This window comes from Shewanella marisflavi (genome assembly GCF_023283925.1).
GTDB classification, from domain to species: Bacteria; Pseudomonadota; Gammaproteobacteria; order Enterobacterales; family Shewanellaceae; genus Shewanella; species Shewanella marisflavi.
The window spans coordinates 170,104-194,716 of record NZ_JAKIKX010000002.1; the positions used below are offsets into that span (position 1 = coordinate 170,104).

Genomic DNA, 24,613 nt, shown 5'->3' on the forward strand with positions numbered 1-24,613 from the left:
ATTAAGCGCCCTAAAATGCAAAAAAGGGTTGAATAGTGGGCCTCAATCAGTAATTTTATAACCACGAGGCTCAGGTCGATTGAGCAGACGGCCATTTTGTCGTGATGGCAACACCAAGTATCAATAATTCGCAGCCAAAGATGGGTTGCTATCAATGAAGATGTGATTAATGAAACAACTACGACTCGATCCCATAACTAAGGTTCAAGGTACCGTCAATATTCCTGGTTCCAAGAGCATCTCAAACCGTGCCCTGTTATTGGCGACCTTAGCTGAAGGTAAAACCCGGCTGACCAATCTGCTCGATTCTGATGATATCCGCCATATGCTGACGTCACTGAAACAACTGGGCGTAAAATTTCAGTTATCAGACAATAATACAGTCTGTGAGCTTGAAGGCCTAAGCGGTCCAATCAGCAGTGATCAAGCGCAAAGCCTGTTCTTGGGTAATGCTGGCACAGCAATGCGGCCACTGTGCGCTGCTTTAACCTTAGGCCAAGGGGAATTTACCTTAACGGGTGAGCCTCGTATGGAAGAACGTCCTATTGGCGACCTGGTTGATGCCTTGAGCGCCCTAGGGGCCGATATACAATACCTTAAACAACCCGGTTTCCCGCCGTTAACGGTCAATGCTACTGGGCTAAATGGTGGTGATGTTGAGATCGCAGGTGATTTGTCGAGTCAGTTTTTAACTGCACTGCTCATGGTTGCACCACTGGCGAAAGAGCAGGTCAATATTAAGATTAAAGGCGAGTTAGTTTCTAAACCTTATATCGACATTACCGTTGCCCTGATGGCCCAGTTTGGGGTTAAGGTGATCAATCATGACTATGAACGCTTTGAGATCCCAGCAGGTCAACACTATGTTTCACCAGGTACTGTGTTAGTTGAAGGCGATGCCTCATCAGCCTCTTACTTCCTTGCCGCGGGTGCCATTCAAGGTGGTGAAGTCAAAGTCACTGGCGTAGGACTAAAAAGTATCCAGGGCGACGTAAAGTTTGCCGATGTGCTCGAAAAAATGGGCGCAGAAATAGAGTGGGGCGACGATTACATAATTGCCAGAAGTGCTGCGCTCAATGCCGTTGATCTGGATATGAATCATATCCCAGATGCCGCCATGACCATAGCGACAGCCGCGCTATTTGCTAAAGGCACAACCACTTTAAGAAACATCTATAACTGGCGTATCAAGGAAACTGACCGTTTAGCTGCCATGGCCACCGAACTGCGTAAAGTCGGCGCCATTGTCGAAGAAGGCCACGACTATATTAGCGTGACACCGCCGGCTAAGTTAAACACTGCCGATATCGACACCTATAACGATCATCGCATGGCTATGTGTTTTTCGCTGTTAGCCTTTGCCGATTGTGGGATCACAATCAACGACCCCGATTGCACATCGAAAACCTTTCCAAGTTATTTTGAGCAGTTTGCAGCTTTAGCCCAGTAGATTGCCACTGACAGCGGGCTGAATCCTTTGGCCCGCTTTGCCCCATGCTCCAATTGTGTTAATTCGTAACTTTTTGCCGCTTTCTAAACGCTTTTAGTTTATAATGCGCGCGCGGTTTTTTCGTGGACGACATTCAAGATCTTTAGGGACGATAGATTTAAATTGGAGAATCATATGTCACAACGGGCTCCCATCGTCACAATTGACGGCCCAAGCGGTGCAGGTAAAGGCACTATTAGTCAAATACTTGCTTCGCGTTTAGGATGGAAGCTGCTTGATAGCGGTGCCATATATCGTGTGTTGGCCCTGGCGGCAATTCACCACAACGTAGAGCTGGACAACGAAGCATCACTGGCGCTTTTAGCCGCACATCTGGATGTGCAATTCATTACGGCTAAAGCAAACGGCATTAAAGTTGTCTTAGAAGGTGAAGACGTCTCTCATGAGATTCGTAGCCAAGAGTGCTCAAATGCCGCCTCCAAAGTAGCCGCATTTCCTAGCGTTCGCGAGGCTTTACTGCGTCGCCAACGAGCGTTTGCAGAGGCACCTGGTCTTATCGCCGACGGTCGCGATATGGGCACTGTCGTCTTTCCGGCAACACCCGCTAAACTTTATTTAACGGCATCGGCTGAGGAAAGGGCCCAAAGGCGCTATAATCAGTTGCAGGACAAGGGCTTCGATGTTAATATCGACCGTCTTTTAGCCGAGGTCATTGAGCGTGATGAACGTGATATGAATCGTCCCGTAGCCCCTCTGGTTCCAGCCGAGGATGCATTGGTGATCGATACTACGGCTATCGGCATTGATGAAGTGGTTGAGCTTGCGCTCGCACACATCAAGCAAAAATTACCCGACCTTGCCCTCTAAGGGACAAGGTTTTTATGATTTGTCACAAGGATGGGACAAATGATTAATCTGACTCCACGTCTAGGATGGGCTGTGGTTTATTACTTAAAGTAAATTAACATGACTGAATCTTTTGCTGATCTATTTGAACAATCCCTTCAACAACTTGAGTTCCGTCCAGGTTCTATCGTTCGTGGTACTGTCGTATCAATCCAGAACGGTATGGTACTGGTTGACGCAGGTCTTAAGTCTGAAAGCCCAATCCCAGCTGAGCAATTCAAAAACGCTCAAGGCGTTCTAGAAATCGCAGTTGGCGACGAAGTTGACGTAGCCCTAGACTCTGTTGAAGACGGTTTCGGTGAAACTCAACTTTCTCGTGAGAAAGCTAAGCGTCACGAAGCTTGGATCGTTCTAGAAAAAGCTTACGAAGATGCTGAAACTGTAATCGGTGTCATCAATGGTAAGGTTAAAGGCGGTTTCACCGTTGAACTAAACGGTATCCGTGCGTTCCTACCAGGTTCTCTAGTTGACGTTCGCCCAGTTCGCGACACTGCTCACCTAGAAAACAAAGAACTAGAATTCAAGGTTATCAAGCTAGACCAGAAGCGTAACAACGTTGTTGTTTCTCGTCGTGCTGTTATCGAATCAGAAAGCAGTGCAGAGCGTGATGCGCTACTTGAAAACCTACAAGAAGGTCAAGCCGTTAAGGGTATCGTTAAGAACCTGACTGACTACGGTGCATTCGTTGACCTAGGTGGCGTAGACGGTCTTCTACATATCACAGATATGGCTTGGAAGCGCGTTAAGCACCCATCTGAAATCGTCAACGTTGGTGACGAAATCAACGTTAAAGTACTTAAGTACGATCGTGAGCGCACTCGCGTTTCACTAGGTCTTAAGCAACTTGGCGAAGATCCATGGTTAGAAATCAGCAAGCGCTACCCAGAAAACACTAAGTTAACTGGTCGCGTCACTAACCTAACTGACTACGGCTGCTTCGTTGAAATCGAAGAAGGCGTTGAAGGTCTAGTACACGTTTCTGAAATGGATTGGACTAACAAGAACATCCACCCATCTAAGGTTGTTAACCTAGGTGACGAAGTTGAAGTTCTAGTGTTAGACATCGATGAAGAGCGTCGTCGTATTTCTCTAGGTCTTAAGCAGTGTAAGACTAACCCATGGGATGACTTCGCAGAGCGTTATGCTAAAGGCGACAAAGTTACTGGTAAGATCAAGTCAATCACTGACTTCGGTATCTTCATCGGTCTTGACGGTGGCATCGACGGTCTAGTTCACCTATCTGATATCTCTTGGAACGGTACTGGCGAAGAAGCTGTATCTGACTACAAGAAGGGCGACGAAATCAGTGCAGTTGTACTGTCAGTTGACCCAGAGCGTGAGCGTATCAGCCTAGGTGTTAAGCAGACTGAAGACGATCCTTTCAATGCATATCTTGCAGATAAGAAGAAAGGTGCTATCGTAACTGGTACTGTTACAGCAGTAGACGCGAAAGGTGTAACTATCGAGTTGGCTGACACCGTAGAAGGTTACCTACGTGTTTCTGACATCTCTCGTGAGCGCATCGAAGATGCATCTACTGTATACTCAGTAGGTGACACTGTTGAATCTAAGTTCATGGGTGTTGATCGCAAGAACCGTTCAATCAGCCTGTCTATCAAAGCGAAAGACGAAGCTGATGAGAAGGAAGCGATGGCTAACTTGAACAAGCAAGATGACGTTGCTATGAGCAATGCCATGGCTGAAGCGTTCAAAGCGGCTCGCAAATAATTCGCCTGAAGTTCGGGGATGGCAACATCCCCGCTAGGTGACTGTGTTTGGCTTGATTATAGAGGGTACAGGATGACTAAATCCGAACTGATCGAAAAACTTGCCAGTAGGCAGTCGCAGCTGTCGGCAAAAGAAGTAGAAAGCGCTATTAAAGAGATGTTGGAGCAGATGGCAACAACATTAGAAGGCGGGGACCGTATCGAGATCCGTGGCTTTGGTAGTTTTTCCCTTCATTATCGTGCACCACGTACAGGTCGTAATCCTAAGACTGGGACTTCAGTTGAACTGGAAGGCAAGTATGTACCGCACTTTAAGCCTGGCAAAGAACTGCGTGAGCGCGTTGATGCTATCAACTCGTAAATGACATTGTTTTAAAAGCCTCCGAAAGGAGGTTTTTTTATGTCTAAACTCCAGGTATGGCTAGCTAGTTCGTTAAAATTCTTGGATAATCAATCCATCACCACGGGTTTATGGAGAGTAACGTGAAGTCATTTATCGCGACTGTACTTGTCGCCCTATTTTTCGTCTTGGCTTTATTGTTTGGTGCACGCAACGAGCAACTGGTGACCATCAGTTATTTTGTGGCTCAGGGCGAATATCGTTTACCTGTCGTGCTTGGTGTGGTGTTTTTAGCAGGCTTCTTAGTCAGTTGGTTATTTGCCATCTACCATATCACCAAAGTCAGATTACAACTGCGTCGCGCCAATAAGAAAATTGATCAGTTAGAAGCTAAACTTCCCGCTGAAGCGCTACCACCATCTTCTCAAATTGAACATCAAGCGAAGGAAGTAAACGCTTAATATGTTAGAGATTCTGTTTCTGTTGTTACCTATTGCCGCCGGTTATGGTTGGTATATGGGTCGCCGTAGTATCAGGCATAAGCAGAATAGTAAGCGTAAACAGTTAAGCCGTGATTATTTTACCGGCCTAAACTTTCTTCTGTCGAACGAGTCAGATAAGGCTGTCGATCTCTTTATCTCCATGTTGGATGTGGATGATGACACTATTGATACCCACCTATCTCTTGGTTCCCTGTTTCGTAAAAGGGGGGAGGTTGACCGCTCCATCCGAATTCACCAAAACCTAATCGCCCGTCCGACGCTGACCAATGAACAGCGCGATATTGCTATGATGGAGCTAGGTAAAGATTATTTGGCTGCCGGTTTCTACGACAGAGCCGAAGAAATTTTCCTCAATTTGGTCCGCCAAGAGGATCACAGCGAAGAAGCTGAAGATCAACTTATTGCCATCTATCAGGTGACCAAAGATTGGCAAAAAGCAATCGATATCATCAAGAGTTTGAAGCGTAAACGCCAGCAATCTCTAAAACACCTACAAGCACACCTCTATTGTGAATTGGCTGATGAAGCCTCCGACAGCGAGTTAAAACTAAAGCACTTGATGCAGGCCATCAAACAGGACCCCAAATGTGGGCGCGCTATGCTAAACGCTGCCAAGCTCTATCTGAATCAGCAAGATTATGGTCGCAGCAAAGAGATGCTAAACCGATTGAAAGAAGCCGATATCGAGATCTTCCCCGAAGCACTCGCCATCGCTAAAGAGGTCTATCAATCAACGGACGATCTCAGTGCCTACCGCGAGCTACTGCGTGAAGCGTTAGAGCAAGGGGCAGGTGCTAGCGTTGCGATCACCCTCGCACAGCAGATGATTACCCAAGGTGAGCAGCAAGATGCTGAAAAGCTGATACTTGATGGTCTCTATCGTCATCCGACCATGAAAAGTTTCCAACATCTGATGAAAATGCAGATCCAGCACGCCGAAGATGGTCAAGCAAAACAGAGCCTGAACATGTTAGCCGAGCTGGTTGAGCAACAGATAAAATTCCGTCCTAGTTACCGCTGTATCGAGTGTGGATTCCCGTCACATACTCTCTATTGGCATTGCCCCTCTTGCAAGAGCTGGGGCACCATCAAGCGGATCCGTGGACTCGACGGGGAGTAATGAAAGAATAATATGCAAAGCAACAGGAGAGCATAATGAGCAACAAACCTATTATAGTCGCGTTAGATTACGATAATAAATCCGAAGCTTTGCAGCTCATAGACCAGTTAGATCCCAATATGTGTCGTCTTAAGGTTGGCAAGGAGATGTTTACTCTCTTCGGCCCCGATCTGGTAAAAGAGATCCATAGTCGTGATTTTGACCTGTTCCTGGATCTTAAATTCCATGACATCCCCAACACAGTGGCTAAAGCGGTGACGGCGGCTGCAGAACTGGGCGTTTGGATGACGAATGTCCATGCCAGCGGTGGATTGGCTATGATGCAAGCCGCGCAAAAGGCACTGGAACCTTATGGCGCTCAAGCACCGCTGCTGATCGCGGTCACCGTATTGACCTCGATGAGCGATGACGAGCTGGCACTGCTTGGGATTAATGTTCCAGCCGCTGAACAGGTTAAACGCTTAGCTTCGTTGACAAAGCAAGCCGGCCTTCACGGTATTGTGTGCTCGGCGCAAGAAGCCAGTATGCTAAAGGCAGAGTTTGGTCCAGAGTTCAAGCTAGTAACGCCAGGTATACGCCCGGCTGGTAGCGACAAGGGCGATCAGCACCGAGTGATGACGCCAACCGAGGCGCTGGCAGCGGGTTCTGACTACCTGGTGATCGGCAGACCTATTACTAAAGCGGCTGACCCACTTGCGGCCCTGACGGCGATTCACGCGTCACTGAAATAGCTTGACCTTAAGGTGACAGGCTCCTAACTTAGCCCCTTACAAGCGCATATCAGGATGGAGTGACTATGTTTGATTATCAAGGAAAAAATGTCTTTGTTGTCGGTGGAACCAGCGGCATCAATTTAGGCATTGCTAAAGCCTTCGCCAGCGCAGGGGCCAATGTGGCAGTCGCCAGTCGTCGTCAAGAAAAGGTGGACGCCGCAGTAAAATCTCTGCAAGCAATTAACCCCAAGGGTAAGATGCTCGGTGTGAGTTTTGATGTGCGAGATCTCGATGCATTAAAGGCTGGTTTTAAGCATATCGCCGAGCAATATGAAACACTGGATGTCTTGGTGAGCGGCGCAGCCGGAAACTTTCCCGCTGCTGCGGCAGATCTATCTGAAAATGGCTTTAAATCCGTTATGGACATCGATCTGCTTGGCAGCTTTCATGTATTGAAGCAGGCTTACCCCTTGATGTGCAGACCTGGCGGCGCAATAGTGCAGATCTCTGCGCCTCAGGCGTACATTGCCATGCCAATGCAGTCACATGTTAGCGCCGCTAAGGCGGGCGTTGATATGTTGACTAAGAGTCTGGCGCTGGAATGGGGCAGAGAGGGGATTCGGGTCAATTCATTAGTCCCTGGTCCCATTGCCGATACAGAAGGGTTTAACCGATTAGCGCCAAGTGACGCCCTACAACAGGCCGTAGCCCATAGTGTCCCATTGCAACGTAATGGACAATGCCAAGATGTTGCCAATGCCGCGCTGTTTATTGCATCGCCGCTGGCGAGTTATATCACAGGCACTATACTGCCGGTTGATGGCGGCTGGTCACTTGGCGGCGCCAGTATGGCCATGAGCGAATTGGGTAAGTTAGCCCAACGTAAAGAGTGAAATCGACAGTGCCAAATGTGCTGTCATATGAGTGAGAAGATTAATGGCAAATCCATTTCAAGAGCAATTATTAAAAGCTGGTCTCGTTAGTAAACAAAAAGTACGAGATGCCAAGACACAGAAACGCCGGGACAGAAAGGCTAAGGTCGATGATGGTTCCGAAGCATTAAAACAGGAGATCGCCGCTAAGAAGCAGGCGCAGATCGACAAAGATAAGGCGCTTAACGAGCAGCGTTTTGCCCAGGCGATGGAAAAGGGGCAGGTGAGAGGCCTTATCACTGAATTTAAGCGCTGTGCCATCGATTTGCCAAAAGATGGTGAACTTAAATTTAACTATACTTTAGGCACTAAGATCTATTCGGTATACGTCAACGAAAAGCTTCAGGGACAACTGTTAAATGGTCAGCTGGGTATCGTGCGCCACGAAGAGGTGAGTTATTTGGTGCCCCATAAACTTGCCGAACGGGTTAATTTACTGGTACCTGAGTGGTGTGGTTATCTCTGGCAACAAGATGATAATACCCAGCAGGTCGAGGAAGACGACCCTTACGCCGATTATGTCATCCCAGATGATCTGATGTGGTAACGGATGATGCCTTAAAAAGCCTCGCACAAAATGCGGGGTTTTTTATTGCCTGCGATAAGACAATTTTCATGTAAAAGGCTTTATTCTCGAAGATAAGTAAGATAGATTAAAACAACTGTTTAAATCCTTCGTTTGAGAGAGTCAAAATGAATCCATACCAGGCACCGTTAGCCGACATGAAATTTTTGTTAGAGCGCGTATTTGATGCGCCGCAAACTTGGGCCGAGTTACCGTCGGTTGCTGAGGTAGTCGATATGGATACGGCTCTGGCTATCCTAGATGAGGCAGACAAGATCGCACGAGATCTTATCCATCCTATTAATCGTCCTGGTGATGAGCAAGGTGTTCGCTTCGAAGATGCCAAAGTGATCACACCCGATGGCTATAAGGCGGTATATGACCAGTATGCCGAGGGGGGATGGGTAGGCCTATGCGGCGACCCTGAATTTGGCGGCATGGGCATGCCTAAGATGCTTGGGGTATTAGTTGATGAGATGGCCTACGGCGGCTGTAACGCCTTTACGCTTTACGGCTCGTTGACCGCTGGCGCCGCGCTGTGTATTAATGCACATGGCAGCGAAGACTTAAAAGAAAAATATCTACCTAATCTCTATTCGGGGCAATGGGCTGGTGCGATGGACATGACTGAGCCTCAGGCTGGCTCTGATCTGCGTAATATCCGCACTAAGGCTGTGCCTCAAGAGGATGGCAGTTATCTGATTTCAGGCAGTAAAATCTTCATTACCGGTGGTGACCACGACCTTACCGAGAACGTCATTCACCTAGTGCTGGCTAAACTGCCGGATAGTAACGGCATCTCACTCTTTTTGGTGCCTAAGATTAAAGTGGATGACGATGGTAATTTAGGTGAAGCCAATGGCGTTAGCGTAGGTTCAATCGAACACAAAATGGGCCTCAAAGGCTCTGCCACTTGTGTGATGAATTACGATGAAGCGCAGGGATATCTCATCGGTAAGGCAAATCGCGGTTTAGTTTGTATGTTTACCATGATGAACTATGAGCGTCTAGCGATCGGCATACAAGGGCTGGGCACCTCACAGGCTGCATATCAGATGGCCAGTGAATATGCCAAAGAGCGTTTGCAGGGGCAAGCCGCAGGCGGCTCTGATGCGATTAGCGACCCGATATTAGTACACGGTGATGTACGCCGTATGCTGTTAAATATCCGTTGCTACACAGAAGCTGGCCGAGCCTTGTCCGTCTTTACGGGACAGCAGTTGGATATTGCTAAGTTTGGGGAAGGTGAGGCGCAACAAAAGGCGGCGCGCTATGTTGGCCTGTTAACCCCAGTGGCTAAGGCATTCCTAAGCGATCGTGGTTTAGATGCCGCAGTGATGGCGCAGCAGGTCTTTGGTGGTCACGGCTATATTCGCGAAACTGGCATAGAGCAGCTGGTGCGTGATACCCGTATCGCCCAGATCTATGAAGGGACCAATGGTATTCAGGCCATTGACTTTTTGGGCAGAAAAACGACCGGAGACGATCTGCGTACCCTGAAAGAATTCATACAGGAAGCCAATAACGCCTTATCAGATCTGACTCATGTATCAGCCGATGATAAAGCGTTGGTATCAAGCCGTTTCGACGCTTTGTTAGCCACGGCGCATTTCATTAATGAGCACAAGTTGACAAGTCCAGCATTGATCAACGCCAGCGCTGTTGATTTCCTCGATGCCTTTGGTCACCTGATCTATGGTTATTTCTGGTTGTTAATGGCCGATAAAGCTGCGGATCACCATGATGTACAATTTGCCCAAACGAAACAGCAACTGGCGAACTTCTATCTTGCGAAACTACTGCCAAAGGTTGATTATCACCTTGCTCAGGTGAACGCTGGAGACACCAGTATCATGGCGATGGAAGCTGAGCAGTTTTAAAGGCTAACCCGCTTTAGCTAATAAAAACGCCTGAGGTGACGCATCATCTCGGGCGTTTTCTATTTTGAGCCATCAACCGCAGCGCTTTCTTCGAGGTTAGTCGCTTTACTGCCTACTTGCTGCTTGGTATCAAAAAGACTCTGTAAAAATAGCGCGCTGAAGGGGGCTAGACTCTCCTTTTTGCTTTTGCTGCTCTGGCCGTTTTCCAGTACGACAAATAGGAGTTGCTGTTTATCATAGGTATTGAGGAAACCCGCTAAGTTGTCGACGCCTTGCATCGAACCCGTCTTCGCGGCGACTCTCGTTTTTAGAGGCGCCTGCCGATAACCTCGTTTGTAGGTCAAGGTGCCACTTACGCCAGCGACGGGAAGGAGGTCAATCAGTTCGTCAAATCGCTCATCTTTAGCGACCACAGTCAATACCTGCGCCAGTTGCTGGGCTGAAAGCAGGTTATATCTGGATAAACCGGAACCATCGATGATCTGTGCGTGGCTCAGGTCTATGCCTAAAGCCCCCAAAATAGCCTTAACAGCTTTCGCGCCGACAACAAAATTACCTGCCTGACGATAGTAGCTCGCGCCAATGGCTTTAAACAGGCTGTCGGCAATGAGATTGTCCGAGTCTTGTAGCATTACCTCTAAAAGCGCTGGCAAAGGGTTAGAATCATGGCTGGCTAATGTCGACAGCCCGGCGGGCAGGTGACTGGCCACAGCCAACTCACCTTTGAGTTTGATGTTCGCTGTCTTTAATAGCTGCGCCATTGTCTGCTTAGCAAAGAGGGCTGGGTCATCAACTGCAATGGCAAGGTTAAGCGCCTTATCGCCGGGGTAGCAGCCACTCAGGTGGAAATGGTTATCAGGTAAGCGTGCCAGTCGAAGTTCGCAAAACGGCTCTTGCTGGGTTTTATCAAATTTAGCCGTGGTTGATACCTTGATGGGCTGGTAACGAGGAAACTTGAGTATGCTATCGTTACTCGCCAGTTTTGGTTTAAGTTGACCTAGGACGCAATTTTGATTAATGACGAAGCTAGAGACGGGCGCTGCGTAACAGATCCCCAGGTCGTCCCAGACCCATCCTGGTGCACGTGTCTGTTCATCCGATTCACCGACAAGTAATAGATTGCCTTCAATTTGGCGTACTCCTTTATCGGCAAGCGCCTTGAGCAAGTCTCTCAGGTTTTCTGTGGTTAAAGTGGGATCGCCGCTAAAGAGAAGATAGAGATTGCCTTTGAGAGTGCCCTGATTTACTTTTGCCTTGGATTGAAAACGCGTCGTAAAACGAAATTCATCACCTAATTGGGCTTTGGCCGCAAGTGCGGTAAGCAACTTCTGAGTGCTGGCAGGTAAGAGTAGCGTGTCTGCGTTATGTTGATAGATAAGTGTATCGCTAGCAAGATCTTTGGCTATTACGGCAACTTGGGAATGAGGTGGCGCAATCACTGACATGAGATTATCGTAATAGCCATCGCCTTCACTTGGGGCAGCACTGAGCGAAGGCATAAAGAGTAGTGCGCCTAAAACAGCACCAGATATCCCGATTTTCTTAAACATCGATGTCATTAACGTCCTTGTATAGTTGTCGAGGCTAAGTTGTCGCGGCTAGTCATCTTGCTGAGGCTCATCTTTTTCCATGAGTCGATAGAGACGCAAGGTGACATAGAGCACCAGAATGATAAACAGTGGCAGGACGAAAAAACCAAGTTGCGCTTTAAAGTGAAATATCCCCCACGCGGCTAGTAGCGTCACGGCCAAGGTTAATAAAATCTTTTTATTCATGTTGAGACCTTATATTTTCTGAGCCTGGCATTATATCGTGTTTTGCGATGCATCGACGTGACTTAAATAAGAATTAAGCTTTAGGCGCCTAACAAGCACCCATTTATCATCATTCTGTTTAATTTTAACGCGCTTTTGGGCTTAGACATTAGCCTGAAACAGAAAAGCCTTGCTCCAAACCACTTAAATCGGTAATTTCTACCCCTTAAGATTTGGGACGGGGCCAGTATGCCACACATTCGTATGCGCGGTTTACCGCAAGAAGCGGTATGCACTATGAGTAATACTTTACTCGATACACTCGCCGAAACATGTCAGCTAAAGCCTGAGAGCTTTACCTTAGATTGGGTACCTAGCATTAGTTATCGAGGCGGCGCACAAGACAATCATTTTGTGCAGGTCGAAGTGCTTTGGTTCGCCAAAGATCCCAATACACGTCATACAGTAGAGCAGAACATTCGTCAGGCCATATTCGCTGTACATTCGCCTGTTAAACATATCTCAATCATGTTTCAGGCATTAACGCCTGACTGCTACTACCGTGATGGTCACCATTTTTAAAGGAGGATACCTTGCTGGATAAGCTAGGTGGCATAGCGTTACCGACCGATGCAATTCGTTGGTTGCTGACGCCTTCGGCGCTAAAAGCCGAATTACTCTCACAGATCGCTAAGGCTAAGAAAGCCATCACTATTGCTGCGCTTTATCTAGAAGATGATGAGGCAGGCAGAGAGGTGTTAGGCGCGCTTATGGCCGCAAAAGCAGCGCGCCCTGAACTCGATATCACGGTATTGGTGGATTTTCACCGAGCGCGACGCGGGCTGATCGGCCATAAAGGCGATAGCGGTAATTACCTCATGTATCAAGAGGTGGTGAACAGTGCTGAGCATCCCATTAGTATTTTGGGGGTACCGGTAAAGTCGAGAGAGTTTATGGGGGTTCTCCATCTCAAAGGATTTATCATTGACGATACCGTGATCTATAGCGGCGCGAGTTTGAATAACATCTACCTGCATCAGGGTGATCGTTATCGTTTCGATCGTTACCACGTGATTGAGTCGGCTGAGTTAGCCAGTTCAATGCGAGAGATGGTCTTTGAGTATATCGTTAAAGATAAAGCGGTCACTTCGCTTACTCAGGACAGAGCAAACGAACAGTTGCCAGAGAAAAATGATGTCCGCAGTCTAAAGCAGCGATTGGCAAAAGCTAAGTATCGCTATCATTCGACCAAGACCGGTAATCGCATCACACCTGTTGTTGGCCTTGGGCGTAAGAAAAATAAGCTGAACAAATTGGTTATCGATCTGGTATCTCAATCTCAACGTTCGCTATTTATCTGCACACCTTACTTTAACCCGCCGTATATTCTTTCCAGGGCCTTAGCCAAACATCTACGTAAAGGAAAGCGGATAGATATTGTGGTTGGCGATAAAACCGCAAATGATTTTTATATTCCACCGGAAGAGAAATTTTCAACCATAGGGGCGTTGCCCTATATGTATGAACAGTCGCTGCGCAAGTTTGCCAAGCGCCAGCAGTGGGCCATCGACGAGGGCCTGCTGAACATTCACCTGTGGAAACATGGGCGAAATAGCTATCACCTGAAGGGGATTAGCGCAGATGATCAGTGCCACCTGATCACCGGCTCGAACTTGAATCCGCGAGCCTGGGCGTTAGATCTTGAAAACGGCTTGTTGCTTCAAGATGAAACCAACGCTTGGACAGAGCAGTTTAAGCAAGAGCAGGCACACATACTCGAGCATACAGAGCGTTTATACCATTACAGTCAGATAGATACCTTACACAGCTATCCTAAGCCGGTTCGCAAAATCATGAACCGTATTAGGCGCCTTAGAGCCGACTTTCTGTTACGTCGCATTCTGTAATGGTGTGACTCGGGTAAAAAAGGCGAACAACAAGGTTCGCCTTTTCGCTTTCTGTCTGACTCCCCGGCGGTCTACAATTACCTATCGTCGATTAACTTAGTTGTTAGTGATTTTATAAATTTTCCAGGTGAACACATGGCGTTCTTGCCCCACGCAGTACATCAGCGTTATCAATATCGAAAAGCGATTTCGACTCGGCCCTATAATGCACGAGGTAAAAATCTCGACCGATGTGAAGCTTGTTTACTCGCAAAAACCTACTGCACCTGCGATGAAAGGCAAATGCTCGACTCAAACTTAAGCTTTTTGCTGATCATGTATGATGATGAGGTATTAAAGCCGAGCAATTCAGGCAGGTTGATCGCCGATATGATCCCAGATACCCATGCCTTTATTTGGAATCGGACTCTAACCAACAATAAAATGTTAAAGCTGCTGGAAACCGATGAATATCAGCCTTATCTGGTGTTTCCAAGTGAATATGCCATGCCCGGACAAAGCGTGGTAAGTGATACTCATCTGCCACAACACATACAGCAACATCAAAAACGGCCTCTGTTCGTGCTGCTGGACGGAAGTTGGCGTGAGGCGATTAAGATGTTCAATAAGAGCACTTACCTGCATCATCTGCCGATATTATCCTTCGCACCCGATGCAGCCGCTCGCTATGGACTGCGTAAGGGCAGTCGAGATTTTCAACTAGGCACAGCGGAAGTCGCCAGCTTGGTATTAAGCGCCGCAGGAGAGGAGCGTAATGCCAATAGTCTATCGGCTTGGTTCTCGCTCTTTATCGAGTCCTCTCTTTACAGCCGCAGCCGCAAGAGTACCCAAGACTTAACGCCGCTCGACACTCTAAAACAAGCTTTTCGAGACTCTTTAGCGACAATGAAATAGTCGGCGCAGGTTTTGCGCAGGCAGCAATAGTTTCTTATAGTTAACAGATAGCCTCTTTAGATGAGGGGCGTTACCTCTCTCAGACTAAGGAGTTGCTATGTTTCGACTTTTACTCGTATGCAGCTTATTAGCGCTACTGCTCACCCCCTCAAACCTTGATCTCCGTTATGCTCATGTCATCGAGTTAGAGCCCGCAGAACTCAGCTATAACCGGTATCAGGCAATCTACTTTTGTAAACAAAATCGATGGGCATTTTGTCAAAGCTGGGGCGATTTAGCGGTGACCAGGCTCGCCTGATAACTCTTTGCTAGGCGCCATCTGCAGATAGTCATATGTATAAAATCATATACAACAATCGCTTAACATGGCTTAATGGAGATACTGCTTAAAAACTGTCGTTATAAAGGTTGCCCTTGTCTTCTTTATCACAAGCCCAGAATTATCTTGCTAAAGGCGAATATCTGGCCGCGAGCAGACTCTTTAATGAGGCGCTCAAACAACCGCTTACCGAGCACGAGAAGGGCTTGACCTACCTTGGACTCGGTGAGCTGGCCTTGCTCCAAGGCGATGCTAGAGACGCCGAGCAGCTGATCAATAAAGCCTGTGGCTACTTGTCAGGCGAAACCATACCACTTGAACTACTGGCTAGAGCCTACAATCTGCTTGGCGACCACGAAGATGCGCTAATGGTGCTCAATTATGCTAATCAGATAGCGCCAGACTCTGCCGAACTTAGGTATCAACTTGGTGTGCAACAGGTACTGATGGGGGAGCCCATGCAGGCCAAGAGTCATTTTCTATTAGCCTTAAACGACCTGCTCACAGATGTGGCTAAACAAGGCTCGAACGAGACGGCTACCCAATCCCCTGTGGTCATAATGGAGACTGAAGTAGTTGCTCTCGGCGTAGATTGCCTGCTGGCATTGGCGCGCCTTGGTCACCTGGTCACTGATAGACGCGATGAACTAATAGGCCTGCTGACTTACCTAAAACGCGCGAATACTCTAACCGACGCTTGTTCATTGTCTATGAAAGTGAAGCTTGCCTACGCCGAAGCGCAGTTGCAAAGCATATATAACCAGGAAGATGCGACACCTTACTTTGAGTCAGCCAATAAACTTCAGCACAGCCTCACGCCTCGTAGCACAGAAGAGCAGATCCTTGTCAGCCAATCGGTGAGGAGGTTTATCTCGCCAGACAGCTTAGTGCTGCAAGCAAATGCTAATCAATTTAGTCCAATATTTGTCATCGCTTTGCCATTAGGTGGCTTTCAAATACTCAGAAAAACATTGTTATCCATGGGTAATTGTCATGTTTATCAAGAGGCGTCATCCGCAACACAAACAGTGTTAGACGAGGCCTATAGATTGACGGCTAAACATTATCCGCGCTGCGTCCTAGATCTTAATCAAGTTCAATTGAATGAGCTTGCCGAGCGCTATCTGGTAAAGCTCTCACAGATGCAAAATAGTGAAGGTAGGTTAGCCCTAGATAATATGGGAGATGGAGAGTCGGTAGGACCTTTTATTAAACTTAGCGCAGCCGACGTGCAAGTCTTACCGCTATTGATGAAGTTATTTCCTCAAGCCAGGGTAATACATCTTAATCGAGAGTTAGCTCCTCATACCCAAGAGGTGATGCAGCACTATTTCGAAAACAGTCCAGCTTATCTGTGTGACGCTAAAGAGTTTGCCGCCTTTCGGGACGAATACCTTGAGCTTGTCGGTTGTTGGAAGGCGCTGATGCCTAGCACTTTTTTAACACTGAACGTCGAGGACCTCGCTTTGTCGCCTAAGGAAAGTCAGGATCTGCTTTTCGAATTTTGTAACAAGAGCAAAGAGGGATGAGGGCAGGAATATGACGCCCTCATCAAAAGTTATCCTTTATCTATGACGCCTTCTTTCATTGGGGAAAATGCCTTTGGTCCCTTAGGCGCACGCCGGAAAAAGGTAGGCATTTAACTGTCACGCTTTTGCTGTGCAAAAACCTCTTTCCAGAACTTTGCACCGAGCTCACTGATCACTCGCGACTCGCCGTTAAGTAGCATTGCCATACCTAAATCAAGTTCAGGTGAATATGCCACTTCAGCAACATATCCCGCCACCCAGCCAGCATGATAAATCAGCTTATGACCGTTAAATTGATAAATTCGCCAACCTTTACCGTAATGGGCATCGTCAAGGTAAGGAGTCCAGTCACGCCGGCGTAGCTCTTTGCTGGTTCGCACACCCGGTGTGGTGACATCTTCAAGTACGCGCGGTGAGATCACCTCTGGTTTGTGGCCCATGTTGGCGACCAACCATTTTGCAATATCCTTGATACTGGCATTCACGCCAGCGGCAGGAGCCAGTTGGTAGTAATTAGGTTTGACCTTAACCTGTTTAAAACCATATCGCGTTTTGATATGAGGCTCGGCGCGATTAGGCGTCTGAGTAAAAGCGTCATATCCAATTGATGCCGTATCCATGGCTAGCGGTGTAAACAGTCTATTTTTAAGCAAGGATTCGTAACTTTTGCCGCTTTCGCGTTCGATTGCTTGTTCAATAAACGAAAAGGCTACGTTTTGATAGCTATAACAGATACCAGGGGCGCAGATGGGGGAGAGTTCGCTAAATTTGGGGATGATCTTATCTAGCGCCACATTTGCGTTGACCAAGTTGTCGTAGCTATTTGGCATCAGCCCCGTACTTTGGCCTATGATGTGCCCCAGGGTGATCGCCTTACTCTGAGCAGGCTCCGCTAAAGAAAACTCTGGTAGATACTGATTAATCGGTTGCTGCCAACTGAGTTGATGTTCATGCACCAACTGACTCGCCAATGTGCCCGCAAAGGTTTTTGATACAGACGCAAGTCGAAATACAGTATCGGCATCAATTTTCTTATTTCTGCCTTGCTGACGTTTACCATAGGTGCCAAGTTTGACAATGTTGGTACCTTGAACGATCACAAAGGCGCCACCAGGCACCTTTTCTTGCTTTAGGCTCTGTTTGAACTGTTTCGCGAAACGCTCACCCAAGGTGTTGGCAGAGAGCGATTGGGCCAAAGATGTTTGAATAAAAAAGAGAGAACTGGCAAATACTAGACTTGTTAAGAGCGGCTTAGGAAACATGAAAATTTAAATATCCGTTATTATAATTGCGGTTTTGCTCAAGCTTTGAAAATGAAGGCTCGCTGCCATCATAGTAACTGCGTCTCTCTAAAGATGTAAGGTTTCGCTTGTAGTTTTGATGCTCATAACGACTAAATTTAGAGTAACCTTTTAATAATCATAGGCATACTTTTATGCACTCGGCAATCAATCGATTAACTCTTGTGCAGCGCCGTTAAATAGGCCAACTCAGCAACGTTACTCACTTGCATTTTTTGCATCACTTTTTGACGGTGAAGCTCGACGGTTCGCTGGGCCACATTCAGTTCTGCGGCAATGACTTTATTAAGCTTGCCAGCTAACACATAGTTCATGACTTGCTGCTCCCGCGGGCTTAACAGTGCAAGACGTTGAGCGATACTGAGTTTCAGCGCCTGACGTTCAAAAGCGTGCTGGGTCGCTTGCTTAGCCTTTATCAATAAATCGAGTAATTTATCTCCGTCAGCTGGTTTTTCTAAAAAATCTAACGCGCCTTGTTGTATCGCCTGAACCGCCATCGAAATCGTACCGTGACCCGTTAACATGATCACGCTCAGTGGGCTGCCTTGCTGGCGAATATGTTGTAGCAGTTCGATACCATCCATACCGGGCATCTGAATATCCAAGATGGCAACACCCGGTTGTTGCAGGTCGACCTTTGCGAGGAAACTATCTGCGTTTAAAAAGGTCTCAGGGCTATAGCCCATCCCCTCAAGCATCCAATGTAGGGAGTCCAAAACGTCTTGATCATCATCGACTAAATAGAGCTTACACATCGAGTCTCCTTAAGGGGCAGAGTGACGACTATGGTTAGGCCAGTGTCGAAATGAGGAAATTGCTTTCCAAAATCTTGCACTAGCGGTTCTTTGTTTACTGCGGTGTGGTTATTAAAGGCACGGATCTTACCGCCATGCTCCTCTATGATGCGCTTGCAGACTACCATTCCCAAACCCAGGCCATTAGCCTTAGATGTTTCAAAGGGAAAAAACAAGCGCTTTAATGCCGCGTCACTTAGGCCTGTGCCTGCGTCACTGACGGTAATGATGGCATTGTCAGCATCATTGGTAATCGCGATGGCAAGTTGTGGCTCGGGACACTCTTCCATGGCATCTAATGAGTTACGTAGCAAATTGACAAAGACCTGCTGCATTAGACTGGCATCGACATTAACCGTCAGTGGCCATAAGAAAAGCTGAGGTTTAAGGCTTATCCGGTTAAAGTCAGGTTGCATTAAATTGAGTGTATCTTCGATAAGCTCTTTAAGATCATTATCTTGGTAAACACTCGGTTGCTGGCAAAACTGCCGAAATCGCTTTATGGTATTTTGCGCTCGGTCTACCTGTTGTAACATCTTGCTCAGCGCATGCTTTAGGTCGGTCTGCGTATCGGTCAATCGGTAGATACTTCCTTGGGCCAAATAGCGAATGCCTGCCAGAGGTTGATTGAGCTCATGAGCAATCCCTGAGGCCATTTCACCGGTTAATAGAATGCGTTGAGCTCTGTAAAACTGTTTTTGTTGTTCAAAGAGGGCCTTTTGGGTGTTTTCATGTTGGGTCATTTCATCACTAAGTGCCTGAGTTCGTTTTATTACCAATCTTTTTACCCTAAGGTGATGAAAGTAACCAAGCAGCAAGATGATAGCGACCACCAGGACCCACGGAATCGCCTTTTCTACCAGTCGCTGCCAGTTTGTGACGAATGGCCAACGCTCTAGGCGTTTTAAAAGGCTAAATACCTGACTATCCTCAACGGGAACAGACCAGTTAAGATAACGCCCGATCTTAGCCTCTTGATCGTCTTGATTGATATCGAGTAGTGCACGTACTATTTGGCGTGCAATTTGATGTTCGGTATTACCTAACTTTGAGAAGGCATAACCCGGGTAGAGGGAGCCCGAAGTTTGGCAGTTAAATCCTTGGTGAAATTGCGGCAACAGCACATGAAACTCTTCCTCTCGAACCTTTTTCTGAGAGACTAACGATTCGAGCACGCAACTGGGCAAAATGGCCACATCGGCACTGCCGTCTTGCAAATAATTGACTAATTTCTCTTGAGGAAATCCGACAAATTTGAGGTTTTTAAGATCCTTATAAGGGTTGATGCCTTGATCGATCAGTTCACCGGCAAAGATTTGAAAGCCACCAAATGCATTGGGATCCGAAGATACAAGCTTCAGCCGCTTGAGATCCTGTAACGTATCGATATTAAGTGAGCGCTTAGCAATCAATGCAGTACCTACGGCTTGCTCAGGATTAGCATGTTTGAGGGGCACAAGCGTTAGTAGATGACTGACACCATAGTCTTTTTTTAAAGCCACTGTGATAAGTGCGTTACCTATGATGAAATCAAGGGCATTATTTGACACTCTTTCAACCAGCTGATCAGGTCTAAGGGGGATCAATATCAGGTCGATACCGGTTTGCGCTGACACTCTGGCTAAAGAGGGGGCCCATCGCTGATAAACGATATCAGGATCGGCAAAAGCAAGTGCCCCTACGGTATATGTTTGCCCCTTGTTGCTAGCATCTGTAGGTGTGATGCCATTAGCCATAACGACATTAACCTGGCTGGCCAGCAAGAAGAGCAGTAAAGCGACGCCTCCAATGTTACGCAATCTAGCATTCAGGTGCTTGATGGCTAGGATTTGTCCGAATCGACACCCATGGCGACTTTGAGTATCGTTGAAAATGCTGCTATATGACCACGGGTATTTCATAGGCTTATCTAGATGCGAAACAATAGGCTAATTATGACTGATTATTTTGCAATGTTTTAATCTATTGAGCTTCTATGGTGATCTTGTTCACAACAGCTATAAGTTTGCGGAAAACCACTATAGCTATTTAATAATATAAACCTTGCTTTTTATTTTGATCTTATTCAAGTTTATATTTATTAAAGTCAGATGAGGTTATTTTGTCGCCTTCTTTATTTAAATACCAAACTGCCTCAATCCAGGGTTGGCTATTGACATATTTTAAACCTTGCTCAATCGGCATTAGAAACAACATGGTAGAAATAACATCGGCATATATATGTTCGCTCGATAGTATGACAGTCACCGCAACACCTTCTTTTTCTGGATAAAGGGTATTGGGATCAATAATGTGATGATACTGCTTACCATTAACCTCGAAATATCTCAAATAGTTACCGCTACTTACCACGGTGAGATTCTGGCCACTGATTATTTCATGGTAGCGCCCTTGCTGGGTTTGGCATTTTTGTAGGGTAAATTCACTCTGTTTGCATACAGGGTCTTCGATGGCCGTGATAAAGTCGCGACCGCTGGGATGTTGTCCGTAGTGTCGAATGTTGCCACCTGCATTGATCACGAATCGAGTCGCGCCGTCACGCCTCAGCTGATCAAAGAGTTTTTCTACCATCCAACCTTTGGCAATACCACCAAGATCTATGCTCATCCCCGCTGCCAGCGTAACAGTGTTGGCCTGCTTGTCTAAGGTGATGTTATTGATATCGATAAATTGCGCAGCATTTTTCAAAGACTTCTCGCTCGGCAGTTCGCACGCATCAGGGCTTTTCAGGCACTTAAAACGTTTCTCTCGCCAAAGATCGATAACGGGCGATAGAGCGACATTAAAATAGCCCTGACTCTTGCGATGCCACTCAATGGAGGTCGCTATTAAATCAACGAGTTGAGCGTCAATGTGGTGGGTGGCCGTAGGAGATTCATTTATAGTCTTTATGTTGGTTACATGGGGGTAGGTAGCATAATTGGATGCCAAATAGTGATAGTCCTGTATGACGGATAAGGCGTTGCACAGTGTGGCCTTGGTAAGCTCTGTGGCGGCTTGGTAGAGGGTAACACTGATGGAGGTACCAAAATAGTTCAACGTCGTTAGTGTGGCGCGATCTTCTTCCATATCAATGAGTGCATTACCATGGCATTGATAAAACTTTTCCAATACCTGTGGCGAATATTTTTCTTTGGCTAAAACAACGGCAGTTCCGTCTATTTCAGCTGTATAACCCATTGCTGAGCAAAGTATGGTTATAACGAAATTAATTAACAAAATTATATTTTTCATTCGTCAAAATAATGAGTGTGCGATGACTGATTATTAGCATGAGGTGAGTTTTATTAAAAAACAACTGCGTTATTTTGTTACCTGGTTCAAAGTTATTAACTTTGCTGTCTTAAACTGCGGTTTTCCGCAGTTGCCGCCAATTATTTAAGGCTTACCCTGATAAATAACTTTAAGCAGTACAGGTAATAATAAAATGGCAATGTCCAAGAAGTTTAAAAAAAGTCTTATTGTTTCAACTATTGGTTTGGCAACACTATCAGCCCTAGGGTGCGCCTCACAAGCCACTCAGGGGAAGTATGTTGATGGTGTTCATCAGGTACAGGCAAAAGGAAAGAAAAGCCAGATTGTTTTAGAGGTAAAAGTGGAACACGGTGAGATAGTCGATATCAAAACTAAGTCCCACAAAGAAACCGAGTCACTTTATCTTAATGCTGAACGCCTGCTTCCTAAGATCGTTAAAAACAATGGTCATGAAGGTATAGATGCCGTGTCCGGCGCAACCTATTCTTCTAACGGTATCTTAAGAGCTGTTAACGACTTACCGCGCAGCAGTGGCATTCAACCTAAGTACGTTACTGTGGGTTCAAAAGAGGAGCAAGGCGGCGACGACTTTAAACTAAAGTGGTCGATACAACCCAAATTGGGCTTGCTCGTTGGTGACTATTATTACGAGGAGGCACGATTCAGACAGGGCCACATGGGCAGTATGACCATAGTGACCAATAGCCAGGATAAAGATGATGTGATCTTGGCTGAATTTAATGAAAGCGGTCGTCCAAATTACTATACCCGCCTGTATCAAGACGTACCTAAACGCATGTCTGAGTATAACTTCACCATGGGCAAGAAGAAGGGAACGGCATGGGTACAGTCTGCATTAACCATGGAAAAACTCATGGTTGAGCAGAATAAATTGACCTTTGAGCCAAACCCTAATCATGATCCCAAGTTGGCCAATAAGTTAAAGGAACCTAATCGACTCAGATACTTAGGCATAGATATTGTTGCTGGTGCTTCTAACAGTATTCAACAATCTATGATCCCGCTAACGGCAAAGATCCATCATCGTATTCAAGGTGAAGGCAGCACTCTTAAGTTTTATCAGTTGGCCGAGAAAGTGCTTGATGAAAAGGGGCAGTGGACTGGCGTCACAGCCATGTTACGCCTAGTGGTAGATCCAGCTTCCAAGCAGATTGTTAAAGCGCATTTTGACGAGATCTTTGCCGATGAAAAGGCTCAGATACAGGATGCTTCGCTGAAAAAATTCTATCGCCAATCCAAGTATGACTCAATTAACTATTCAGAGCCGGCGCGCATAGGTTTCAACGTGATGATCGATGCCCTTAACACGCATCTGCAGGCTGGCGGCTCACTGTTCGATATCAATGACTTGCCAGCAACCGGTGATACAGGTAACTACGCCGCCACCGGTTTTACTAAACGTTCTAGCTCTTGGGATCTCTATCTAGATCAAGCGGAAAAACTTTATAACAAGATGCGTCTAGATGGTGTGATAGCCGAGCATAAGCATCCTGCATCTAAATAACAACACTTAGTCCAAAAGAGATGATGATCATGAAAACTTTCACATTAACATTGTTAGCCACTAGCCTGTTTGTCGCCCCTCAGGTCATAGCCGCAGAACTTGTCGATTTTTATGGCCGACTCGATTACTCGGTGACTCATTCCGATAGTGGTAGTGCGACTCATACCGGTAAAAACGGTACTATTCTTGAAAATAACTTCAGCCGTATAGGGATTAAAGGACAGACTGCGCTGGTCGCAGACTGGTCACTATTTTACAAAGTTGAAGTTGGGGTGAATGGTGCATCCCAAGATAAAGGTAACAACCCTTTTTCTGCCCGTCCGACTTTTATTGGCTTTAAACATCCTAAGGCGGGGCAGTTAGCAATTGGTCGCATCGATCCTGTGTTTAAAATGAGTAAAGGTTTTGCCGATGCGTTTGACAACTATAGTCTAAAGCATGATCGGCTAATGCCTGGTGATAAGCGCCACGGTGACTCGTTAGAATACAAGAGTCCTAAGTGGAACAAGCTGCAATTAGGTGTTAGCTACCTGATGGAAGACAATTACTTTAACGACTCTGATCTGCGTAAAGATAACGGTAACTATCAAATTGCGGTGACCTATGCAGATAAGTTCTTTAAAACCAGTAACTTTTACTTGGGCGTCGCCTATTCAGACGGTATCGAAGACATTAAAGCAACCCGTTTAGTGGGTCATGTTAAGCTCAATAAATTAAAGCTAGGCACCATTATTCAACAAACTGAACTTGTTAATCCAACTAAAACACATTATCAAGAGCGTGATGGCGTCGGTTATATCGTAAGCGCAACCTATCAGATTGAACAACTATTGTTGAAGGCTCAATATGGTAGCGATGATTCGGGTACAGGTAAAATTGCGGGTCGCGTATATAGTGCACTGGGTGAGTCAACAGCTGTCGTACCTGAAGTGTCTCAATGGGCAGTTGGTGCTGAGTACCGTTTATCTGCCTCTGCTCGTATCCATACAGAGATAGGTCAATTTGATGTGAAGCAATACGAAGACTTTGATGACACGGTTGTGAGCTTAGGTTTACGTTACGACTTCTAGTTTTACCACCATCTAAAATTCTCCCCCGGCGCATGGAAGCGCCATTATCGCTCCCTCTCGTTTGTTGTACCTTCATTGCTCAGTGTCCTTGCTGGTGTTTATCAAAAGTGGCTATCATAACCCGCTGAC

At 46.5% G+C, this 24,613-nt stretch carries 22 protein-coding genes; 16 read left to right on the forward strand and 6 right to left on the reverse strand.

Going from position 1 to position 24,613, the window contains the following annotated elements:
• Positions 1-169: 169 nt before the first annotated feature.
• The 10 genes from aroA (at position 170) to L2712_RS05630 (ending at position 10,136) form a co-directional block, all read left to right on the forward strand.
• Positions 170-1,450, forward strand: coding sequence for a 3-phosphoshikimate 1-carboxyvinyltransferase (gene aroA, locus L2712_RS05585; protein WP_033540521.1), 1,281 nt, complete (start codon positions 170-172; stop codon positions 1,448-1,450).
• Positions 1,451-1,624: 174 nt separating this feature from the next.
• On the forward strand, positions 1,625-2,317 hold the full coding sequence (gene cmk / locus L2712_RS05590) for a (d)CMP kinase (protein ID WP_248977151.1): 693 nt from the start codon (positions 1,625-1,627) through the stop codon (positions 2,315-2,317).
• 99 nt (positions 2,318-2,416) lie between these two features.
• Positions 2,417-4,084 carry a 30S ribosomal protein S1 gene (rpsA, locus tag L2712_RS05595; protein WP_033540519.1) on the forward strand — a complete coding sequence of 556 codons (1,668 nt, stop codon included), beginning with the start codon at positions 2,417-2,419 and terminating at the stop codon, positions 4,082-4,084.
• A 72-nt stretch (positions 4,085-4,156) separates the two neighbouring features.
• Positions 4,157-4,444, forward strand: a complete 288-nt coding sequence (ihfB, locus tag L2712_RS05600) for an integration host factor subunit beta (protein WP_033540518.1) — start codon at positions 4,157-4,159, stop codon at positions 4,442-4,444.
• 122 nt (positions 4,445-4,566) lie between these two features.
• The gene (locus tag L2712_RS05605) at positions 4,567-4,884 is read left to right on the forward strand and encodes a LapA family protein (protein ID WP_033540517.1); all 318 of its coding nucleotides are present in this window, start codon (positions 4,567-4,569) and stop codon (positions 4,882-4,884) included.
• Between the two features lies 1 nt (position 4,885).
• Positions 4,886-6,046, forward strand: a complete 1,161-nt coding sequence (gene lapB, locus L2712_RS05610) for a lipopolysaccharide assembly protein LapB (RefSeq protein ID WP_248977152.1) — start codon at positions 4,886-4,888, stop codon at positions 6,044-6,046.
• A 35-nt stretch (positions 6,047-6,081) separates the two neighbouring features.
• Positions 6,082-6,777, forward strand: a complete 696-nt coding sequence (gene pyrF / locus L2712_RS05615; protein WP_033540515.1) for an orotidine-5'-phosphate decarboxylase — start codon at positions 6,082-6,084, stop codon at positions 6,775-6,777.
• Between the two features lie 65 nt (positions 6,778-6,842).
• Positions 6,843-7,652: an SDR family oxidoreductase gene (locus L2712_RS05620; protein ID WP_248977153.1), complete on the forward strand. Its 810-nt coding sequence runs from the start codon at positions 6,843-6,845 to the stop codon at positions 7,650-7,652.
• A 43-nt stretch (positions 7,653-7,695) separates the two neighbouring features.
• The gene (locus tag L2712_RS05625; RefSeq protein WP_248977154.1) at positions 7,696-8,238 is read left to right on the forward strand and encodes a DUF2058 domain-containing protein; all 543 of its coding nucleotides are present in this window, start codon (positions 7,696-7,698) and stop codon (positions 8,236-8,238) included.
• 146 nt (positions 8,239-8,384) lie between these two features.
• Positions 8,385-10,136, forward strand: coding sequence for an acyl-CoA dehydrogenase (locus L2712_RS05630; RefSeq protein ID WP_033540512.1), 1,752 nt, complete (start codon positions 8,385-8,387; stop codon positions 10,134-10,136).
• A 59-nt stretch (positions 10,137-10,195) separates the two neighbouring features.
• Here L2712_RS05630 and dacB read toward each other — a convergent pair whose 3' ends face one another.
• Both dacB and L2712_RS05640 read right to left on the reverse strand, forming a co-directional pair.
• The gene (gene dacB, locus L2712_RS05635; protein ID WP_248977155.1) at positions 10,196-11,686 is read right to left on the reverse strand and encodes a D-alanyl-D-alanine carboxypeptidase/D-alanyl-D-alanine endopeptidase; all 1,491 of its coding nucleotides are present in this window, start codon (positions 11,684-11,686) and stop codon (positions 10,196-10,198) included.
• Positions 11,687-11,734: 48 nt separating this feature from the next.
• On the reverse strand, positions 11,735-11,911 hold the full coding sequence (locus L2712_RS05640; RefSeq protein WP_088904636.1) for a hypothetical protein: 177 nt from the start codon (positions 11,909-11,911) through the stop codon (positions 11,735-11,737).
• A 228-nt stretch (positions 11,912-12,139) separates the two neighbouring features.
• Between L2712_RS05640 and L2712_RS05645 the strand changes: the two genes are divergently transcribed.
• From L2712_RS05645 to L2712_RS05660, 4 genes are all read left to right on the forward strand, one after another.
• Positions 12,140-12,472, forward strand: coding sequence for a DUF1904 domain-containing protein (locus L2712_RS05645; protein WP_033540510.1), 333 nt, complete (start codon positions 12,140-12,142; stop codon positions 12,470-12,472).
• 11 nt (positions 12,473-12,483) lie between these two features.
• Positions 12,484-13,797: a CDP-diacylglycerol--serine O-phosphatidyltransferase gene (gene pssA / locus L2712_RS05650; protein WP_033540509.1), complete on the forward strand. Its 1,314-nt coding sequence runs from the start codon at positions 12,484-12,486 to the stop codon at positions 13,795-13,797.
• 135 nt (positions 13,798-13,932) lie between these two features.
• Complete coding sequence (locus L2712_RS05655; RefSeq protein WP_248977156.1) at positions 13,933-14,691, forward strand: tRNA-uridine aminocarboxypropyltransferase; 759 nt, start codon at positions 13,933-13,935, stop codon at positions 14,689-14,691.
• Between the two features lie 414 nt (positions 14,692-15,105).
• The gene (locus L2712_RS05660) at positions 15,106-16,539 is read left to right on the forward strand and encodes a sulfotransferase (protein ID WP_248977157.1); all 1,434 of its coding nucleotides are present in this window, start codon (positions 15,106-15,108) and stop codon (positions 16,537-16,539) included.
• Positions 16,540-16,649: 110 nt separating this feature from the next.
• Here L2712_RS05660 and L2712_RS05665 read toward each other — a convergent pair whose 3' ends face one another.
• The 4 genes from L2712_RS05665 to L2712_RS05680 all read right to left on the reverse strand — a co-directional run bounded on the left by L2712_RS05665 (position 16,650) and on the right by L2712_RS05680 (position 21,868).
• Entirely contained in the window at positions 16,650-17,735 is a 1,086-nt protein-coding gene (locus L2712_RS05665; protein ID WP_346347560.1) for a serine hydrolase domain-containing protein, read from the reverse strand.
• Positions 17,736-17,995: 260 nt separating this feature from the next.
• Entirely contained in the window at positions 17,996-18,595 is a 600-nt protein-coding gene (locus L2712_RS05670; RefSeq protein WP_248977159.1) for a response regulator transcription factor, read from the reverse strand.
• The gene (locus L2712_RS05675; protein ID WP_248977160.1) at positions 18,577-20,433 is read right to left on the reverse strand and encodes a sensor histidine kinase; all 1,857 of its coding nucleotides are present in this window, start codon (positions 20,431-20,433) and stop codon (positions 18,577-18,579) included. The genes L2712_RS05670 and L2712_RS05675 overlap by 19 nt, the downstream gene beginning before the upstream one ends.
• Positions 20,434-20,695: 262 nt before the next feature.
• Complete coding sequence (locus L2712_RS05680; protein ID WP_248977161.1) at positions 20,696-21,868, reverse strand: FAD:protein FMN transferase; 1,173 nt, start codon at positions 21,866-21,868, stop codon at positions 20,696-20,698.
• 193 nt (positions 21,869-22,061) lie between these two features.
• Here L2712_RS05680 and L2712_RS05685 point away from each other — a divergent pair, with 193 nt between their 5' ends.
• Entirely contained in the window at positions 22,062-23,414 is a 1,353-nt protein-coding gene (locus L2712_RS05685; RefSeq protein ID WP_033540502.1) for an FMN-binding protein, read from the forward strand.
• Between the two features lie 29 nt (positions 23,415-23,443).
• A complete protein-coding gene (locus L2712_RS05690; protein WP_346347561.1) occupies positions 23,444-24,484 on the forward strand; it encodes a porin in 1,041 nt (346 codons plus the stop codon).
• Positions 24,485-24,613: the final 129 nt, after the last annotated feature.